The organism is Pseudomonas sp. IT-P171, from assembly GCF_949767765.1.
Lineage (GTDB): Bacteria > Pseudomonadota > Gammaproteobacteria > Pseudomonadales > Pseudomonadaceae > Aquipseudomonas > Aquipseudomonas fluorescens_B.
On record NZ_CATKQN010000055.1, the window covers coordinates 1 to 17095 of the forward strand.

The following is a 17095-nucleotide window of genomic DNA, read 5'->3' on the forward strand; positions in this document are numbered from 1 at the left end:
TAAAAAAGGCCGTCGAAACGGCCTGAAATCCCCTGTTGTTCGGATAACTTGAACCATGTGCTGAACGTTTACTTGTTCGGTTGCGGCGTCAGACGCAGGTACGGCTTCACCGCGCGATAGCCCTTGGGAAAGCGTTTCTTGATTTCGTCCGGGTCCTGCAGCGACGGCACGATCACCACTTCTTCACCGTCCTTCCAGTTGGCCGGGGTGGCCACCTTGTAGTTGTCGGTGAGTTGCAGCGAGTCGATCACCCGCAGGATTTCATGGAAGTTACGGCCGGTGCTGGCCGGGTAGGTGATGGTCAGCCGAACCTTTTTGTTCGGGTCGATCACGAACAGCGAACGCACGGTCAAAGTGTCGTTGGCGTTCGGGTGAATCAGGTCGTACAGGTCCGACACCTTGCGGTCAGCGTCGGCCAGGATCGGGAAGTTGACGGTCGTGTTCTGGGTTTCGTTGATGTCCTCGATCCACTTGTGGTGCGAGTCCACCGGGTCCACGGACAGCGCAATGGCCTTGACCCCGCGCTTGGCGAATTCATCCTTGAGCTTGGCGGTGAAGCCCAGCTCGGTGGTGCACACTGGGGTGAAGTCTGCCGGGTGGGAGAACAGCACGCCCCAACTATCGCCCAGCCATTCATGGAAACGGATGGTGCCGACGCTGGAATCCTGCTCGAAATCGGGGGCGATGTCGCCGAGTCTGATGCTCATGGTGGGCTCCTGATGAGTGTGATGTAGAACTCAACTGTAGCTCGTGTTGGGGATCATACAAAAAGAATATATATCTCGATTATTAGACCGAAAATGAATATTAAATAACTGTTCACTGGACCCGCCAATCCATCGCGACGACTATCGTTTCCAAGGTTCGAGAAGGCCTTGAGTTGCTGCAAAAGAGGGAAATCAGGGCGGGATTACGGGGGTGACCCCGCCCTGGAAACGCAAAAGCCCCGCCCGGCGTGATGCCGGGCGGGGCTTTTTTTTCAGCGGTTACGCGAGCGCTATTACAACAGCGGGATCGAGTAGCTGACGATCAGGCGGTTTTCGTCCTGGTCGCGTTGACCTGGGATGTCGTTGCGCCAGGTAGCGTTTTTCCACATCAGGCCCAGGTTTTTCAACGGGCCTTCCGGTACGACGTAACCAATGGTCAGGTCGCGTTCCCACTCGGAGCGGCCAGTAGCGTTGACGTTGACTTGGCGGGCGCCTACTTTACCGGAGGTGTCGATGTTATCGCCACGCAGGTAAACCACACCGGCGGTCAGGCCAGGAACGCCAACCTTGGCGAAGTCGTACGAGTAGCGAGCTTGCCATGTACGTTCACCGGCACGGGCGAACTTGGCGATCTGCATGTCAGTGGTGATGTAAGCCGACGAACCGTCACCCTGGTTAAGCCAAGGGAAGTCGCTGTTACCGTTGCTGACCTGGTAGCCACCACCGAAGGTATGACCTGAAACGGAGTACAGGAACAAGCCGCTGTACAGGTTGTTGTCAACCTTGCCTTTGGTGATGCCAGTGCCGTAGTCACCGGTGGTGTAGTAGGCAGAGTCATGGCCATTAGCGCCATCATCACGGCTGTTGAAGTAACGGAAGTCAGACTTCAACACACCCGGACCGATTGCCCAGTTGTGAACCAGACCCAGGAAGTGCTGCTTGTAGAAATCTTCCAGGTTGCCGTAGTAGTACTGGGCAGTCAGGTCTTTGGTGATTTTGTAGTCACCGCCACCATAGATGAACTTGTTGCTGTCCCGACCGGCTGCGGTGTGAGCGTTGGCACCCGCAATCGACAACTCTTCGTTGTTGCTGGAGTTACGGCCCTTGGCGTGCTCGATCTGACCACCAACCAGTGTCAGGTCCTTGATGTCGTTCGAAGTGATCTGGCCACCTTGGAAGGTTTGCGGCAGCATGCGACCGTCGTTGGTCACGATAACCGGCAGTTTTGGCTGCAGGGTGCCCAGCTTCAGTTCGGTCTGGGAGATCTTGGCTTTGGCAGTCAGCCCCAGGCTGGAGAAGTTATCAACCGCTTCGCCGTTGGATTTGCTTGGAAAAACAGTGCCGCCGTACGAAGTCGAAGTGGCACCGTTAGTACCGCCGCCCGAATCCAGACGCACGCCCAGCAGGCCGATAGCGTCGATACCGAAGCCGACAGTGCCTTGGGTATAACCGGAGGTGAAGCGCAGATCGAAGCCTTGGCCCCATTCTTCTTGCTTGTTCTGAGCCTTGGCAGCTTTGGTATCGCCGTCACGGTTATCGGTATTGATGTAGAAGTTACGCAGCCCCAATGTAGCCTTGCTGTCTTCGATGAAACCGGCGGCGCCTGCCTGCTGCGCCAAAACCCCTACGGCCACGGCCAGGGCCAAAGTGGACTTGTTCATTGTTTCGCTCCTCTCGTTTCTAATTTTTTCGGTCCTGAGTCGAATGCTCTGGATCCTGAAATGCGCGTGTGCCGCTGTCCGCGATCCGCACGCCACTCAACCGAAGGCTCTAAGTCAACGGTCTGACTGCGAAAAATGGGCCGGCATGGTAAACGGAAAAAACTCGATTCATTCTTTTTTAATGCCGTACGGGAATAAAAAACGGCATTTTGATCGCCAAGGGACACTAGTATCGGCCCCGACGGGATTCACTTTAGGGATTTATCTTAAAAGCTAAAAAGAATATTAAATTACTGATCAATGCCTAATTCGAATATGAAAAAAAACGCAAAAAAAAGCCCCGCCGACCGGCGAGGCTCTCTTGCAAAGCTTGTTTTACATGAAGCTGTAGGTGTAATTGAAGATCAGACGGGTCTGGTCTTGGGCAGCAATGCGTGACGAGTTCGAGGTCGCGTTCGGAGTGTCACCACGGTATGTGCCATGACGTAGTGTGGTGCCGAAACCTTTCAATGGACCCGTTTGAATCACGTAATCCACACGCAGGTCGCGCTCCCACTCGGTCAGGTCCTTACCCACGCCATTGGAAGCTTTGATGTTTTCGCCACGCAGATAGACGGCCGACGCCTTCAGGCCCGGAACCCCCAGAGAGGCGAAGTCATAAGTGTACTGACCGAAGGTGGTGTTTTCGCCAGCACGGACGAAGCCGTTGATCATCGAATCAGTGAACAGATAGAAGCTGGCGCCCGCCGCCCCTTCGTTGCGACCATTGCCATCGACCACGTTGCCCTGGTTCAGATAAACGAAACCGCCGTCGTCGCTGACACGCTGGTGACCGACCAGGAAAGCGTTGCCACCCAAGGTATAAGTGAACATGGCGCTCCAGGTCTTGTTATCGACCTCGCCTGGGTTCTTGGCGTATCCACCGTTATTGTTGAAGCGATAACCCACGTCACCGTTCTTGCCGTCGGAGCTGCTGTCAAAATAACGCAGGTCAGTCTTGAAGGACTGGTTGGCGCTGATCGGGTAGACGTGTACCAAGCCGAAGAAATTCTGCTTGTAGTAGTCTTCCAGATTCGCATGGTAATACTGCAGGGTCAGGTCTTTGGTGACCTTCCAGTCTGCACCGGCATAGCGGAATTGGTTGCTTTCCTGTACACCGCCACCCACCGCGAGACCCGTGGTGTTCGACGACGCGCGACCTTCAGCGTGCTCAAGCTGGCCTACGTTGAAAGTGAAGTTGTCGATTTCCTTCGAGGTGATGGTGCCACCCTCGAAAGTCTGTGGAAGCAGACGGCTGTCGTTCGCGACCAGGATCGGCATGTTGGGTTGCAGCGCACCACCCAGGTGGGCCTCGGTTTTCGAGAATCGCGCCTTGACGTTACCCGCTACGCGGCTCCATGGGTCGGATGCCGAGCCGTCGCTGTCGCTTGGGAAAAAGCTGTTGTTGTCCGGGTGATGACCGCGGCCGCCATCCAGATGGATGCCCACCAGCGCCTGAGCGTCAAAACCAAACCCAACTAAGCCTTGAGTGAAACCGGACAGGTAATCGAACTTGAAGCCTTGAGCGGTTTCTCGCTGATCGTTGGCAGTCCCTTCGCGGGTATCAGCGTTGTAATACATCGTCCGAGAACTGACGGAAGCCTTGCTGTCTTCGATGAAACCGGCGGCGCCTGCCTGCTGCGCCAAAACCCCTACGGCCACGGCCAAGGCCAAGGTGGACTTGTTCATTGTTAAGCTCCTCTCGTTTCTAATTCTTGTAGTCCTGGTCCTGAGTTCAAACGCTCGGGATCCTAGGATTGGCGATTAGCGCCAGACCGTGACCTACAAGTCAATCGTAACTATCTGTGTCTACGACCATGGTCTAACCCCCGTCAATTCGGTCCATGCGGGTTTATGACGTCGCCATAAACCTAAAAAGAAGTCTGTGCTTCTTTTTCATACCCTTTGGGAATGAGCTCACTGAAAAAACCCTTCCAAAACTAATTCCCAAAAGGTATTTAATTTTATTTTTTTAGATGAATTGGGTTTAAAAAAACCGCTTTCAATCTCATTTAAAGCAACGCCATGACGGCCAAGCGCGCACTATCCAGATCAATTGTTACAGTTTGTGTATCGGTATTATTTCTTTGAGTGCTCCAAACCAGCTGGACCGCTGATTCGGTACCGGTGCAGAAAATCGCCAAACTGACCGGTGCCAATACCGCCGATGTGCCGGAACTGCTGGCCGGTTCAGCTTTCCCGGATGCCAAGGCACAACAGACCACCGCGCTGCTGGACGGCGGCACGGCGAAGGCCATGGGTGAGACGGCGAAGTTCTTGAAGGAACAAGGGAAGGTTGAGACGGTGCTGCCAGATTACTCGCCGTATATTCAGCGCGAAATTCGTCGCCGGGTAACACACAAACCCTGTGGCGAGGGAGCTTGCTCCCGCTGGGGGCCGAAGGACACCCAAACCCGGCAACGCGATAAGTCAGACATAACGCGTTTGCCTGTTTTGGGGCTGCTGCGCAGCCCAGCGGGAGCAAGCTCCCTCGCCACAAAAGCCTGTGGTTACAGGGCTTTTTCGAAGATCTTCGAATTACGCTGATAGTTGTACAGCGACGCCCGCGCCGACGGCAGGCGCTCGACGCTGCTCGGCACGAAGCCACGCTCGCGGAACCAGTGGGCGGTCCGGGTGGTGAGGACGAACAGCGTCTTCAACCCCTGAGCCCGAGCGCGGGTTTCGATCCGCTCCAACAGCTCATCCCCACGGCCACCATGCCGGTACTCCGGGTTCACCGCCAGGCACGCCAGCTCCCCCGCATCCGAATCGGCAATCTGATACAGCGCCGCACACGCGATGATCATGCCTTCGCGCTCGACCACACTGAACTGCTCGATTTCGCGCTCCAGCACTTCGCGCGAACGACGCACCAGAATCCCCTGCTCTTCCAGGGGGCTGATCAGGTCCAGCAGACCGCCAACGTCTTCAATCGCGGCTTCACGCACGACTTCGAATTGTTCCTGCGCCACCAGCGTACCGCCACCGTCACGGGTGAACAGTTCGGTCAACAGTGCGCCGTCTTCGACGTAACTGACGATATGACTGCGCGCCACGCCGCCACGGCAAGCTTCAGCCGCAGCGTCCAGCAATTCGCCCTGATAGTTATTGCCCAGACGCTGCAAATGCGCCGGCACTTGCTGCGGACGCAGTTCACGCACCAGACGCCCGTTTTCATCGATCAAACCCAGGTCGGCACCGAACAGCAGCAGTTTATCGGCCCCCAGATCAATGGCCGCGCGGGTCGCCACGTCTTCACACGCGAGGTTGAAAATCTCACCGGTCGGCGAGTAACCCAACGGCGACAGCAACACGATGGAGCGCTCGTCCAGCAGGCGATTGATGCCTTTGCGGTCAACCCGGCGCACTTCGCCGGTGTGGTGATAGTCGACACCTTCGAGCACACCGATCGGCCGTGCGGTCACCAGGTTGCCGCTGGCCACCCGCAGGCGCGAGCCCTGCATCGGCGACGAAGCCATGTCCATCGACAGCCGTGCTTCGATGGCAATGCGCAGCTGGCCGACGGCATCGATCACGCACTCGAGGGTCGCCGCATCGGTGATGCGCATCCCGTGGTGGTAATGCGGGGTCAGGCCACGCGCGGCCAGGCGGGTTTCGATCTGCGGGCGGGAACCGTGAACCAGCACCAGTCGCACGCCGAGGCTGTGCAGCAGCACCAGGTCGTGGACGATATTGCCGAAGTTCGGGTGCTCCACCCCGTCGCCGGGCAGCATGACGACGAAGGTGCAATCGCGGTGGGCGTTGATGTAAGGCGAAGCGTGACGAAGCCAATTAACGTATTCGGGCATGAACCTGGGCCTGTAAATAAATAGCAGCCAAAAAATGGGCGAAACGGAAAACGCACAGCGGGCTGATGGTTATCGTCGGAACAGGCTTGGCGACACGCGCGCTCTCCTCATGAATACGGGTTGGGGCATTGGCAATTTATACCTGTAGGAGTTGCCGAAGGCTGCGCCTACAAGGGTCGCGCTCAAGCCATTGGCGCTTGAGCCGGTGTCAGGCAGTAATGTTCGATCAGTTGCCGTAATAGATGCACGGTAGGCTGCAAACGTGACATTTCGAGGTATTCCCCCGGTTGGTGCGCGCAGGCAATGTCGCCCGGGCCTAACACCACTGTTTCGCAGCCAAGACGCTGAAGATAAGGCGCTTCGGTGCCGAACGCCACTGCTTCGGCGCGATGACCCGTAAGCTTTTCCGCGACGCGCACCAATTCGGCGTCCTCGGCCTGCTCGAAGGGCGGCACTTCGGGGAACAGCGGCGCGTAATCGATCTTTACCTGATGCCGTTCGGCAACCGGGTTGAGTTTCTTCAGAATCTCCGCGCGCAGCATCTTGGGGTCCATGCCCGGCAGCGGACGCAGGTCGAATTCCAGCGAGCACTGGCCACAGATGCGGTTGGGGTTGTCCCCGCCATGGATGCAGCCGAAGTTCATGGTCGGCACCGGTACGCCGAACTGCGGATTACGGTATTCGCGCTGCCACAACAGGCGCAGCCCGCGCAGTTCGCCGATGGCATCGTGCATGGCTTCGAGAGCGCTATGACCGAGGCGCGGGTCCGAGGAATGGCCGCTCTGACCGAGGATGTCGATGCGCTCCATCATGATGCCTTTGTGCATGCGGATCGGTTTCAGTCCGGTCGGCTCGCCGATTACCGCCGCCCGGCCCAACGGGCGTCCTGCTTGAGCCAAGGCACGGGCACCGGACATCGAGCTTTCTTCATCGCAGGTGGCGAGGATCAGCAACGGCTGTTTGAACGGCTGGTCGAGCAAGGGCTGGACGGCTTCGATGGCCAGGGCGAAAAAGCCTTTCATGTCGCAACTGCCCAGACCGACCCAGCGGCCATCGACTTCGGTCAGTTTCAGCGGATCGGTCTGCCATAGCGCGCCATCGAACGGCACGGTATCGCTATGTCCGGCAAGCACCAGACCACCGGGGCCGGAACCGAAACTGGCCAGCAGATTGAATTTGCCGGGGCTGACCTGCTGGATATCGCAGGCAAACCCCAGGTCGCCGAGCCACGTCGCCAGCAAATCGATCACTGGACGGTTGGATTGATCGAGGCTGGCCTGGGTACAACTGACCGACGGCGTGGCAATCAGCGCAGCGAACTGATCTTTCATGGACGGCAAAGGCATCGCTGACTCCAACTCGCGAATTGAAGTCCATCATAGAACCATCCGGCGACAGGAATAAACCGTCGCGGCACCTAGGAACGTTCACTCCTGTACACTGCACGACCTTGGCAGCCACACATTCCCCCGGCTGCGCTCCCGATCCTGGATTTTCCGGCCATGCAGAAAGAAACCGAAATCAAACTCCGCGTCAGCCGCGAAACCCTCGCCGCCCTGCGCGAGCACCCGCTCCTGAAAAAACGCAACAAAAGTGGCTGGGAACGCCGTGAACTGATGAACCAGTACTTCGACACGCCTGAGCGTGACCTGGCCCGCGCCAAGGTTGCCCTGCGCCTGCGCCGCGATGGCGAAGAAGTGATCCAGACCCTCAAGACCCGTGGCCAGAGCGTCGCCGGTTTGTCCGAGCGTAACGAATACGACTGGAACCTGCCCAAAGCCAAGCTCGACGTGAAAAAACTCGATGGCGAATGCTGGCCTGAAGAGCTGGCCGAGCTGGACAAGAAAACCCTCAAGCCGATTTTCACCACCGATTTCGTCCGCGAACGCGCCGAAATCGCCTGGGGCCGTGGCAAGACCAAAGTGGTGATCGAAGCCGCGCTGGACCTGGGCCACGTCGTGGTCGGCAAGCAGAAAGAAGAAATCTGCGAACTGGAGCTGGAGCTACGCGAAGGCGAACCGGCCGCACTGCTGGAACTGGCCGCCGAACTGGCCGCGACCCTGGCCCTGATGCCGTGTGACATCAGCAAGGCCGAACGCGGTTATCGCTTGTACGACGCCAACAGCTATTCGTTGAGCCTGCCGGCGCCGCAGATCAGCGCCGAAATGCCGCTGGACGACGCGTTCGCCGCGTTGAGCTGGCACTTGCTGAGCAGCAGCCAGCGTCTGGCCGAGCAATATCGCTTCAACGGCCACTGGCGTCTGTTGCAGGACTGGGTCGAAAACCTTGCCGAATTGCGCGCCCTGCTGAGCAGCCTGGGCCAGGCCGCCCCGCGTCAGTCGACACACGACCTGCGCCTCGCACTGGATGCGTTGCTCGAAGACTGGCGCCCTCTGGTACAGGCCGGTCAGGACGACGAAGACGTGCGTAAAGCCGCGCCGGAGCAGTTCCTCGAAGAACTCGAAGACCCGCGCTGGGGCCTGTTCTCGCTGAATACCTCGCGCTGGTTGCTGGCCCGCACCTGGGCCGCCGATCGCAATGTTCGCGGCAATCGCCAGGGCGCTGCGCAATTGGGTAGCTGGCTGCCGCGCTTGCTGGGTGAAGAAGCGACCTCCCTGCAGTTGCAGCGTTACCAGCAGCAGCCGGAAGATCTGGCCGAGCAACTGCCGCGCATCGAGCGCATCCAGGCCTGGTTGCACCATGCCCGCAACGTGCTGGAGATCCCGGAAATGGATCGACTGTACGGCGAGCTGAAGCAGCTTGCGCAACTGGCCAACGAACCGATCACCGATGAATCGCTGGATGCGCGAAAGCAGCAGGCGATCGCGGTTTATCAGAACCGTGCCTGGAAGATGTTGCTGCGCATGTAAGTCCTTGTGGCGAGGGAGCTTGCTCCCGCTGGACTGCGCAGCAGGCCCATTTTCGGGGCCGCTCCGCTGCCCAGCGGGAGCAAGCTCCCTCGCCACAAAAACCCTCTGTCGAATCAGCGCAACACCGGCAAGCTGGTGGTCGACTTGATTTCCGACAACGCCACAATCGAGTTCACCTCCTGAATTCCCGGCACCATCGACAGCTTCTCAAAGAAAAACCGCTCATACGCCTCGATGTCCGCCGTCACGATCCGCAACAAGAAATCCACTGACCCCATCAGCACATAACACTCCAGCACTTCGGAAAAGCCGCGAATCGCCTCGGTGAACTCCGTAAAGTTCGAACGCCCATGTGCGTTGAGTTTGACCTCGGCAAAAATCTGCGTGTTGAGCCCGATCTTCTTCCGGTCCAGCAGCGTCACCTGACCGCGAATGATCCCCTCCTCCTTCATCCGCTGAATCCGCCGCCAGCAGGGCGACTGCGAAAGCCCTACCTGCTCGGCGATCTGCGCGCTGGAGAGCGAAGCGTCCTCTTGCAGCAACGCGAGAATCTTGCGGTCGTAGCCATCCAGTTCGCTTTGCATAGAAAAACCTGTAATCAATGTTTTGTTGAATCACATGATTCGATAGATCGCCAATAAGACCCATCATAGATAAGAAATACCCGGCATCGAATGTAAAAATTCCTCCAGTGATTTTGGAGACCGATCATGCCGCATCTCGAAGCCGTGAACACCCCGCCTACCCGCGCCGATGTCTGGAACGCCAGCAATGCCCACTGCCGCGTCCACTATCAATTGCTCGCCGAGGCAGAACCGGATCTGTTGTGCCGTGCGCTCAACCTGTTCGCGTTGCAATGCCTGACACCGCAACAGGTCAACGTGCAGCGCACGGACGATTGGCTGTCGCTCGACATCGTCATGGACGGGCTGAGCTGGCACCGTGCGCAAGTGATTGCGGAAAAATTACGTAACCTGATCAGCGTCTGTTCGGTTGAACTGCAAGCGGCTGATTTTGCGCGGGTTGAAGCGACTCAGGCGACGGGCTGAAAAAACCCGATACGGCTTCGTCGGGTAGTGGCCCAACGGTCAGCGGGTCCACGACTATCCTTTGCGAACTGTTGTTCACGAGGAGCCCGCATGTCCGTTCAACTCGCCATTCAGGACCGCTGGCTGGATCTCAATGATTTGCTGCGCGAGCTGGTCGCCCAGGGCTTTATCAGCCAGGATTCGGCCGAGCACGCGCTCAACGCCCGCCGCCGTCACGCCGCCAATGGCCAGCTGCACCCGCTGGAGTTCATCGCCAGCCAGCAGCTGGACGACCTCAGTCGTCCCGGCAAACACCTTGACCTGGAAAGCCTGACGCTGTGGTTGTCGCAGCAGGCCGGCCAGCCCTACTTGCGCATCGACCCGCTGAAAATCAACGTCGCGGCCATTACGCCGCTGATGTCCTACGCCTTCGCCCAGCGCCACAAGATTCTCGCGGTGTCCATTGATCGCGACGCCGTGACCGTGGCCAGCGCCCAGCCCTATGTCAAAGGCTGGGAAGCCGACCTGACCCACGTTCTGAAGTTGCCGATCAAACGGGTGGTGGCCAACCCGGTCGACATCCAGCGTTTCAGCGTAGAGTTTTTCCGCCTGGCCAAATCGGTCAGTGGCGCGACCAACAACGATCAACAGACCAGCACCCTGGGCAACTTCGAGCAACTGCTCAACCTCGGCGCCAGCGACCAGGAGCCGGACGCCAACGACGCGCACATCGTCAATATCGTCGACTGGTTGTTCCAGTACGCCTTCCAGCAGCGCGCCAGCGATATCCACATCGAACCCCGTCGCGAGCAAGGCACGGTGCGCTTTCGCATCGACGGTGTGTTGCACAACGTCTATCAGTTCCCGCCACAGGTGACCATGGCCATCGTTAGTCGGCTCAAGAGCCTGGGACGGATGAATGTCGCGGAAAAACGCAAACCCCAGGACGGTCGGGTGAAAACCAAGACGCCGGACGGTGGCGAAGTCGAGTTGCGGCTGTCGACGTTGCCAACGGCGTTTGGCGAAAAAATGGTCATGCGGATCTTCGATCCCGAAGTGCTGCTCAAGGACTTCGATCAGTTGGGCTTTTCCGCGGATGATCTGCGCCGCTGGCAGGACATGACGAGTCAGCCCAACGGCATCATTCTGGTGACCGGGCCGACCGGCTCGGGCAAGACCACCACGCTCTACACCACCTTGAAGAAACTGGCGACGCCGGAGGTCAACCTCTGCACCATCGAAGACCCGATCGAGATGGTCGAGCCGGCGTTCAACCAGATGCAGGTCCAGCACAACATCGAACTGACCTTTGCCGCCGGCGTGCGCGCGCTGATGCGGCAAGACCCCGACATCATCATGATCGGCGAGATCCGTGATCTCGAAACGGCTGAAATGGCGATCCAGGCCGCGCTCACCGGTCACCTGGTGCTCTCGACGCTGCACACCAACGACGCACCCAGCGCCATCAGCCGACTGCTGGAGCTCGGCGTGCCGCATTACCTGATCAAGGCCACGGTGCTCGGCGTCATGGCGCAGCGACTGGTCCGAACGTTGTGCCCGCACTGCAAGGCACCGCTGACGCTGAGTGAAGAAGACTGGCAAACCCTGACCAAACCCTGGCAGGCACCGCTGCCCGGCAATGCCCAGCGCGCCGTCGGTTGCCTGGAATGCCGCGACACCGGCTACCGCGGCCGCGCCGGGGTCTACGAAATCATGCAACTGACGGATGGCCTCAAAGCACTGATCAACCCCGACACCGATCTGCTGGCGATCCGGCGTCAGGCGTTCAAGGAAGGCATGCGCAGTCTGCGGCTGTCGGGCGCGCAAAAGGTAGCTGCAGGGTTGACGACAATCGAGGAGGTGCTGCGGGTGACACCGCAGAGTGAGCAGAAATGAAACCTTTTATGTCTCCTGATGATGCAAAGACCGACAAACGATTCTTATCCCCGAGCCGCGCCGTTACACTCCTGCGATCGCAACTTCAATGATCAACAGGGAATCGTTATGCAGATCGGTAGCGTGCTTTTACTTTTTGTCGGCCTGGTGGTCGCCATTCTGTTCATGGGCTTCAAGGTTGTGCCGCAGGGTTATCAATGGACGGTCGAGCGATTCGGCCGTTACACCAACACCCTCAAACCGGGCTTGAACATCATCATTCCAGTGATGGACCGTATCGGTCGCAAGATCAACGTCATGGAAAGCGTGCTGGACATTCCGCCTCAAGAGGTCATCACTGCGGACAACGCCACGGTGCAGATCGACGCCGTGTGCTTCTTCCAGGTGGTCAATACCGCCCAGGCGGCCTACGAGGTGAACAACCTCGAACACGCCATCCGCAACCTGCTGCAAACCAATATCCGGACCGTGCTCGGCTCCATGGAGCTGGACGCGATGCTCAGCCAGCGTGACGGGATCAACGAGAAACTGCTGCGCACCGTCGATGAAGCCACGGCGCCATGGGGCATCAAAATCACCCGGATCGAGATCAAGGACATCAGCCCGCCAGCAGACCTGATGGCGGCGATGTCGGGGCAGATGAAAGCCGAGCGGATCAAGCGTGCGCAAATTCTCGAAGCCGAAGGCCTGCGTGCCGCAGCGATTCTGACGGCCGAGGGCAAGAAACAGGCGCAGATCCTCGAGGCGGAAGGCGGTCGTCAGGCCGCGTTCCTCGAAGCCGAAGCCCGTGAGCGTCAGGCCGAAGCCGAAGCCCAGGCGACCAAAGTGGTGTCCGAAGCCATCGCCGGCGGCAACGTGCAAGCGGTCAACTATTTTGTCGCGCAGAAGTACATCGATGCGCTGGGCAAACTGGCCTCGGCCAACAACAGCAAAGTCATCCTGATGCCGCTGGAAGCCAGTTCGATGATTGGCGCGGTCGGCGGCATCGGCGAAATCGTCAAGGCCACGTTCGATAACAAGAAAGCCTGAGGCACGTTATGTGGGCATTCCTGCAGCATTTATCGTTCTGGGACTGGCTGGCATTGGGTACCGTGCTGCTGATTCTCGAAGTGTTTGGCGCTGGCGGCTATCTGCTGTGGATCGGCATGGCGGCCGCCGCTGTTGGCGTACTGACATTCGTAGCACCGGACATGTCCTGGGAACTGCAGTTTCTGCTGTTCGGCCTGCTCTCGATCGCTACCGCCCTGTATTGGTGGCGACGCCAGCGCAGCGCGGTGCGCCAGAGTGACGAGCCGAACCTCAACTTGCGTGGCCAGGAACTGATCGGCAAAACCTTTGTGGTGCATGAGTCGATTGTCGACGGGCGCGGAAAAATCAAAGTGGCTGATAGCGTGTGGATGGCCCGTGGCCCGGATGCCGTCATCGGGAGCCGTGTTCGGGTGACCGGACAGCAAGGCGCCATTTTGCTGGTGGAACCGGCTCAATGACCGGTGATGGAACTCGGCTGGGTACTTGGCAATCAAACGCCGTAGTTAACCCAGTGGAGTCACCCATCATGCGTTTCAAACTTGCTGTCGCTACCATCGCCGTGTTGTCCCTTCCAGTCGGTTCGGCGATGGCCGACAGCTTTTGGCGTAACGTCATCTCGTCCGGTGCAACCACCGGTTCGACTTACCTGACGTTCAAGGATCACAAGCTGATCATTGCCGCACAGGACGATGCCGGCAGTTTTGTTGCCAGTGACGGCGGCATCCGCGGCCCGTACCTGGAAGCCGCGATGCAAAAGGTTCGCGCCGACAACCCTGGCCTGCAGGCCACGGACATGGAACTGGCGAATGCGATCCTGGCAAAGAATGCCGTAGCGTCGGAATAAGTTTTACTGATGAACAAAAATGCCGCTCACATGAGCGGCATTTTTTTTGCCCCACAGGGTTACGTGTCTTGTGGTATTTCAGCGGTAATCATCCACGGGCACGCACGCGCAAAACAGGTTCCGATCCCCGTAAACGTTATCCACCCGATTCACCACCGGCCAATACTTGTGCGCCTTGGTGTGCGCGTCCGGTGTCACCGCTTGTTCGATACTGTACGGCCGCTCCCAAACCCCGGTGATGTCGGCCAGTGTGTGCGGCGACCGTTTCAGCGGGTTGTCCTCGGCCGGCCAGTTGCCATTCTGCACCTCGGTGATTTCTGCGCGAATGCTCAGCATCGCCCCGATAAAGCGGTCGAGTTCAGCCTTCGATTCACTTTCGGTCGGCTCGACCATCAAGGTCCCCGGCACCGGAAACGACATGGTCGGCGCATGGAAGCCATAGTCCATCAGACGCTTGGCCACGTCCTCTTCGCTGATGCCGGTCAGAGCCTTGAGCGGCCGCAGGTCGAGAATGCATTCGTGAGCCACCCGCTCGTTGCGCCCGGTGTAGAGCACCGGGAATGCACCGGACAAATGTTGCGCCAGGTAATTCGCCGCGAGGATCGCCACTTCGCTGGCGTCTGCCAGTTGCGGCCCCATCATGGCGATGTACATCCAGCTGATCGGCAGAATGCTCGCGCTGCCCCAGGGCGCCGCGCTGACTGCGCCGTTCTGCGGCAACGGACCGTCAATTGCCACCACCGGGTGATTGGCCACGAACGGCGCCAGGTGTGCCCGCACACCAATCGGCCCCATGCCAGGCCCGCCACCTCCGTGGGGAATACAGAAGGTCTTGTGCAGGTTCATGTGGGAAACGTCGGCACCAATGTCCGCCGGCCGCGCCAACCCGACTTGCGCATTGAGGTTAGCGCCATCCATGTACACCTGGCCGCCATGGCTGTGGATCACTTCACAGATCTCACTGATGCCTTCCTCATACACGCCGTGGGTCGAAGGATACGTCGCCATCAGGCAAGCGAGTTTGTCACCGGCAGCCGCCGCTTTTTCCTTCAGGTCATCGAGGTCGACGTTGCCCGCTTCATCGCACTCGACGATCACCACTCGCATCCCGGCCATTTGCGCCGAGGCAGGATTGGTCCCGTGGGCCGAGGACGGAATCAGGCAGATGTCCCGCGCACCTTGATGACGACTTTCGTGGTATTTGCGGATCGCCAGCAACCCGGCGTATTCGCCTTGCGCGCCGGAATTGGGCTGCATGCAGATCGCGTCGAAACCAGTGATCGCGCAGAGCCAGCGCTCCAGCTCTTCGATCATCAGTGCATAACCGACCGCCTGCTCTTTTGGCACGAACGGATGGAGATTGGCGAACTGCGGCCAGGTGATCGGGATCATCTCGCTGGTGGCATTGAGTTTCATGGTGCAGGAGCCCAGCGGGATCATGGACTGGTTGAGGGCAAGGTCCTTGTTTTCGAGCTGCTTGAGGTAACGCAGCATTTCGGTTTCGCTGTGATGTGCGCTGAATACCGGGTGACGCAGGTAAGGCGAGGATCGCTGCAGTTCGCCAGGGATGCCGGAAGGAAGCGTTTCAGCGTCCAGTTCGTCTACGTTGATCCCATGATCGGCGCCGAGGAACACATCGAACAGTTTGGCAACGGTGGACTCGTCGGACGTTTCGTCGAGGCTCAGACCCAGCTGACCGCGTCCGAGAATGCGCAAATTGATTTGCGCGGCCTGGGCGCTTTCGATGATCACCGTCTGAGTGCCGCCGACCTCCAGCGTAAGGGTGTCGAAAAAGTGCGTGTTGAGGCGGGATATGCCGTGGCGTTCCAGGCCCGCCGCGAGGATGCACGTCAATCGATGAACTCGCTGGGCAATACGTTTGAGCCCTTCCGGCCCGTGATAGACCGCATAGAAACTGGCGATATTGGCCAGCAGCACCTGGGCAGTGCAAATGTTCGAATTCGCCTTCTCCCGGCGAATGTGTTGCTCACGGGTTTGCAGGGCCATCCGTAATGCCGTGTTGCCGCGCGCGTCTTTCGAGACGCCGATAATCCGCCCGGGAATCGCCCGTTTGTATTCATCGCGACTGGCAAAAAACGCCGCGTGGGGCCCGCCGTAACCCATGGGCACACCAAACCGCTGGGACGAGCCGAACACCACGTCGGCACCCAACTCTCCCGGTGGCGTCAGCAACAACAGGCTCAGCAGATCGGTGGCGACGCAGGCCAGGGCTTGCTGGGCGTGCAGGTGATCGATCAACGGACGCAGGTCGCGAATCTCGCCGTGGGTGTCGGGATACTGCAGCAGCGCGCCGAATACCTGGTGCTGTTTCAAGTTATCCACAGTGTCGATGATCAGCTCGAAACCGAAACCTTCGGCACGGGTCTGCACCACGGAAATCGTCTGCGGATGACAATTTTCATCCACAAAAAACAGATTGCTCCTGGACTTGGCGACACGCTTGGCCAGGGCCATGGCTTCCGCCGCCGCCGTGGCTTCATCCAGCAGCGAGGCGTTGGCCAGCTCAAGGCCCGTCAGATCGATGGTCAGTTGCTGGAAATTCAGCAAGGCTTCGAGTCGGCCTTGGGCAATTTCCGGTTGATACGGTGTGTAAGCGGTGTACCAACCGGGATTTTCCAGCACGTTGCGCAGGATGACCGCCGGCGTGATCGTGCCGTGGTAACCCATGCCGATCAGGCTGGTCCAGACCTGGTTCTGCTCGGCGTAACCGCGCAACTTGGCCAGCGCGGCTTCTTCGTCGAGGGCGGGCGGCAGGTCGAGCGCCCGGTTCAGGCGTATCCCCGGCGGCACCGTCTGCTCGATCAGCTCGACGCGGCTACCGACGCCGAGGCTGTCGAGCATCGCCTGCTGCTCGGCGGCATCGGGCCCGAGGTGGCGGCGAAGGAAGGCATTGGGGTCGCGTAACTGGCTCAAGGACGGCAACTGGGACATGACGGGCTCTCTCTGGACTGGCGCTCAGCGTCGATGCAACACGGTCAAACCAGCATAGCTCCCCCTGCGCGGCGCGCGCGGCAAGGCGGCTTTGCACCGGAAAACTCGTTATGTATGGCATTGCATGCATTTCAGCAATATAGATAGTTGCTGATCGCTATTAACCATTATCTATTCGCCAAAAATAAAACCCTTAATAAACCTCCACTGAAACGACACCTGCAAATATGTGAAAAATCTGCATATATCAAAACATTAAA

Annotated in this window: 13 protein-coding genes and 1 pseudogene; 7 read left to right on the forward strand and 7 right to left on the reverse strand. The window is 58.8% G+C overall.

The window, feature by feature from the left end; genetic code table 11:
* Positions 1–68 precede the first annotated feature (68 nt).
* The 3 genes from ACM6I5_RS22260 to ACM6I5_RS22270 form a co-directional block, all read right to left on the reverse strand.
* Positions 69–707 carry a peroxiredoxin gene (locus tag ACM6I5_RS22260; RefSeq protein ID WP_017341365.1) on the reverse strand — a complete coding sequence of 213 codons (639 nt, stop codon included), beginning with the start codon at positions 705–707 and terminating at the stop codon, positions 69–71.
* A gap of 293 nt (positions 708–1000) precedes the next feature.
* A complete protein-coding gene (locus ACM6I5_RS22265) occupies positions 1001–2368 on the reverse strand; it encodes an OprD family porin (protein WP_414884735.1) in 1368 nt (455 codons plus the stop codon).
* Between the two features lie 375 nt (positions 2369–2743).
* Positions 2744–4096, reverse strand: coding sequence for an OprD family porin (locus ACM6I5_RS22270; RefSeq protein WP_414884737.1), 1353 nt, complete (start codon positions 4094–4096; stop codon positions 2744–2746).
* Positions 4097–4510: 414 nt separating this feature from the next.
* Between ACM6I5_RS22270 and tauA the strand changes: the two are divergent.
* Positions 4511–4763, forward strand: a pseudogene (tauA, locus tag ACM6I5_RS22275) (taurine ABC transporter substrate-binding protein); the annotation flags it as partial.
* Positions 4764–4917: 154 nt separating this feature from the next.
* Here tauA and argA read toward each other — a convergent pair.
* Together argA and argE are read right to left on the reverse strand one after the other, a co-directional pair.
* A complete protein-coding gene (gene argA / locus ACM6I5_RS22280; RefSeq protein WP_017341369.1) occupies positions 4918–6216 on the reverse strand; it encodes an amino-acid N-acetyltransferase in 1299 nt (432 codons plus the stop codon).
* Positions 6217–6398: 182 nt separating this feature from the next.
* Positions 6399–7562, reverse strand: coding sequence for an acetylornithine deacetylase (argE, locus tag ACM6I5_RS22285; RefSeq protein WP_017341370.1), 1164 nt, complete (start codon positions 7560–7562; stop codon positions 6399–6401).
* 156 nt (positions 7563–7718) lie between these two features.
* On the opposite strand from argE, the gene ACM6I5_RS22290 reads away from it, so the two are divergent.
* Positions 7719–9086 (forward strand): inorganic triphosphatase, encoded by a 1368-nt coding sequence (locus tag ACM6I5_RS22290; RefSeq protein WP_017341371.1) that lies wholly within the window; start codon positions 7719–7721, stop codon positions 9084–9086.
* A 113-nt stretch (positions 9087–9199) separates the two neighbouring features.
* Here the strand turns inward: ACM6I5_RS22290 and ACM6I5_RS22295 are convergent, their stop codons facing one another.
* Complete coding sequence (locus tag ACM6I5_RS22295) at positions 9200–9670, reverse strand: Lrp/AsnC family transcriptional regulator (protein ID WP_017341372.1); 471 nt, start codon at positions 9668–9670, stop codon at positions 9200–9202.
* 126 nt (positions 9671–9796) lie between these two features.
* Here ACM6I5_RS22295 and ACM6I5_RS22300 point away from each other — a divergent pair, with 126 nt between their 5' ends.
* From ACM6I5_RS22300 to ACM6I5_RS22320, 5 genes are all read left to right on the forward strand, one after another.
* Complete coding sequence (locus ACM6I5_RS22300) at positions 9797–10135, forward strand: hypothetical protein (protein ID WP_017341373.1); 339 nt, start codon at positions 9797–9799, stop codon at positions 10133–10135.
* 90 nt (positions 10136–10225) lie between these two features.
* Positions 10226–12010, forward strand: a complete 1785-nt coding sequence (locus tag ACM6I5_RS22305) for a GspE/PulE family protein (protein ID WP_414884738.1) — start codon at positions 10226–10228, stop codon at positions 12008–12010.
* Positions 12011–12118: 108 nt separating this feature from the next.
* Complete coding sequence (locus tag ACM6I5_RS22310; RefSeq protein ID WP_008150402.1) at positions 12119–13039, forward strand: SPFH domain-containing protein; 921 nt, start codon at positions 12119–12121, stop codon at positions 13037–13039.
* Between the two features lie 8 nt (positions 13040–13047).
* A complete protein-coding gene (locus ACM6I5_RS22315) occupies positions 13048–13497 on the forward strand; it encodes an NfeD family protein (RefSeq protein ID WP_017341375.1) in 450 nt (149 codons plus the stop codon).
* A 68-nt stretch (positions 13498–13565) separates the two neighbouring features.
* On the forward strand, positions 13566–13883 hold the full coding sequence (locus tag ACM6I5_RS22320) for a DUF2388 domain-containing protein (RefSeq protein ID WP_017341376.1): 318 nt from the start codon (positions 13566–13568) through the stop codon (positions 13881–13883).
* Between the two features lie 78 nt (positions 13884–13961).
* Here ACM6I5_RS22320 and gcvP read toward each other — a convergent pair whose 3' ends face one another.
* Positions 13962–16835 carry an aminomethyl-transferring glycine dehydrogenase gene (gene gcvP, locus ACM6I5_RS22325; RefSeq protein ID WP_414884739.1) on the reverse strand — a complete coding sequence of 958 codons (2874 nt, stop codon included), beginning with the start codon at positions 16833–16835 and terminating at the stop codon, positions 13962–13964.
* Positions 16836–17095: the final 260 nt, after the last annotated feature.

Excerpts from the sequence above, each read along its gene's own strand:
- ACM6I5_RS22290 (WP_017341371.1), top strand. The coding sequence starts at position 7,719 with ATGCAGAAAGAAACCGAAATCAAACTCCGCGTCAGCCGCGAAACCCTC.
- ACM6I5_RS22310 (WP_008150402.1), top strand. The coding sequence starts at position 12,119 with ATGCAGATCGGTAGCGTGCTTTTACTTTTTGTCGGCCTGGTGGTCGCC.
- ACM6I5_RS22300 (WP_017341373.1), top strand. The coding sequence starts at position 9,797 with ATGCCGCATCTCGAAGCCGTGAACACCCCGCCTACCCGCGCCGATGTC.
- argA (WP_017341369.1), bottom strand. The coding sequence starts at position 6,216 with ATGCCCGAATACGTTAATTGGCTTCGTCACGCTTCGCCTTACATCAAC.
- ACM6I5_RS22295 (WP_017341372.1), bottom strand. The coding sequence starts at position 9,670 with ATGCAAAGCGAACTGGATGGCTACGACCGCAAGATTCTCGCGTTGCTG.
- ACM6I5_RS22305 (WP_414884738.1), top strand. The coding sequence starts at position 10,226 with ATGTCCGTTCAACTCGCCATTCAGGACCGCTGGCTGGATCTCAATGAT.
- ACM6I5_RS22320 (WP_017341376.1), top strand. The coding sequence starts at position 13,566 with ATGCGTTTCAAACTTGCTGTCGCTACCATCGCCGTGTTGTCCCTTCCA.
- ACM6I5_RS22270 (WP_414884737.1), bottom strand. The coding sequence starts at position 4,096 with ATGAACAAGTCCACCTTGGCCTTGGCCGTGGCCGTAGGGGTTTTGGCG.
- ACM6I5_RS22315 (WP_017341375.1), top strand. The coding sequence starts at position 13,048 with ATGTGGGCATTCCTGCAGCATTTATCGTTCTGGGACTGGCTGGCATTG.
- ACM6I5_RS22265 (WP_414884735.1), bottom strand. The coding sequence starts at position 2,368 with ATGAACAAGTCCACTTTGGCCCTGGCCGTGGCCGTAGGGGTTTTGGCG.
- argE (WP_017341370.1), bottom strand. The coding sequence starts at position 7,562 with ATGCCTTTGCCGTCCATGAAAGATCAGTTCGCTGCGCTGATTGCCACG.
- gcvP (WP_414884739.1), bottom strand. The coding sequence starts at position 16,835 with ATGTCCCAGTTGCCGTCCTTGAGCCAGTTACGCGACCCCAATGCCTTC.
- ACM6I5_RS22260 (WP_017341365.1), bottom strand. The coding sequence starts at position 707 with ATGAGCATCAGACTCGGCGACATCGCCCCCGATTTCGAGCAGGATTCC.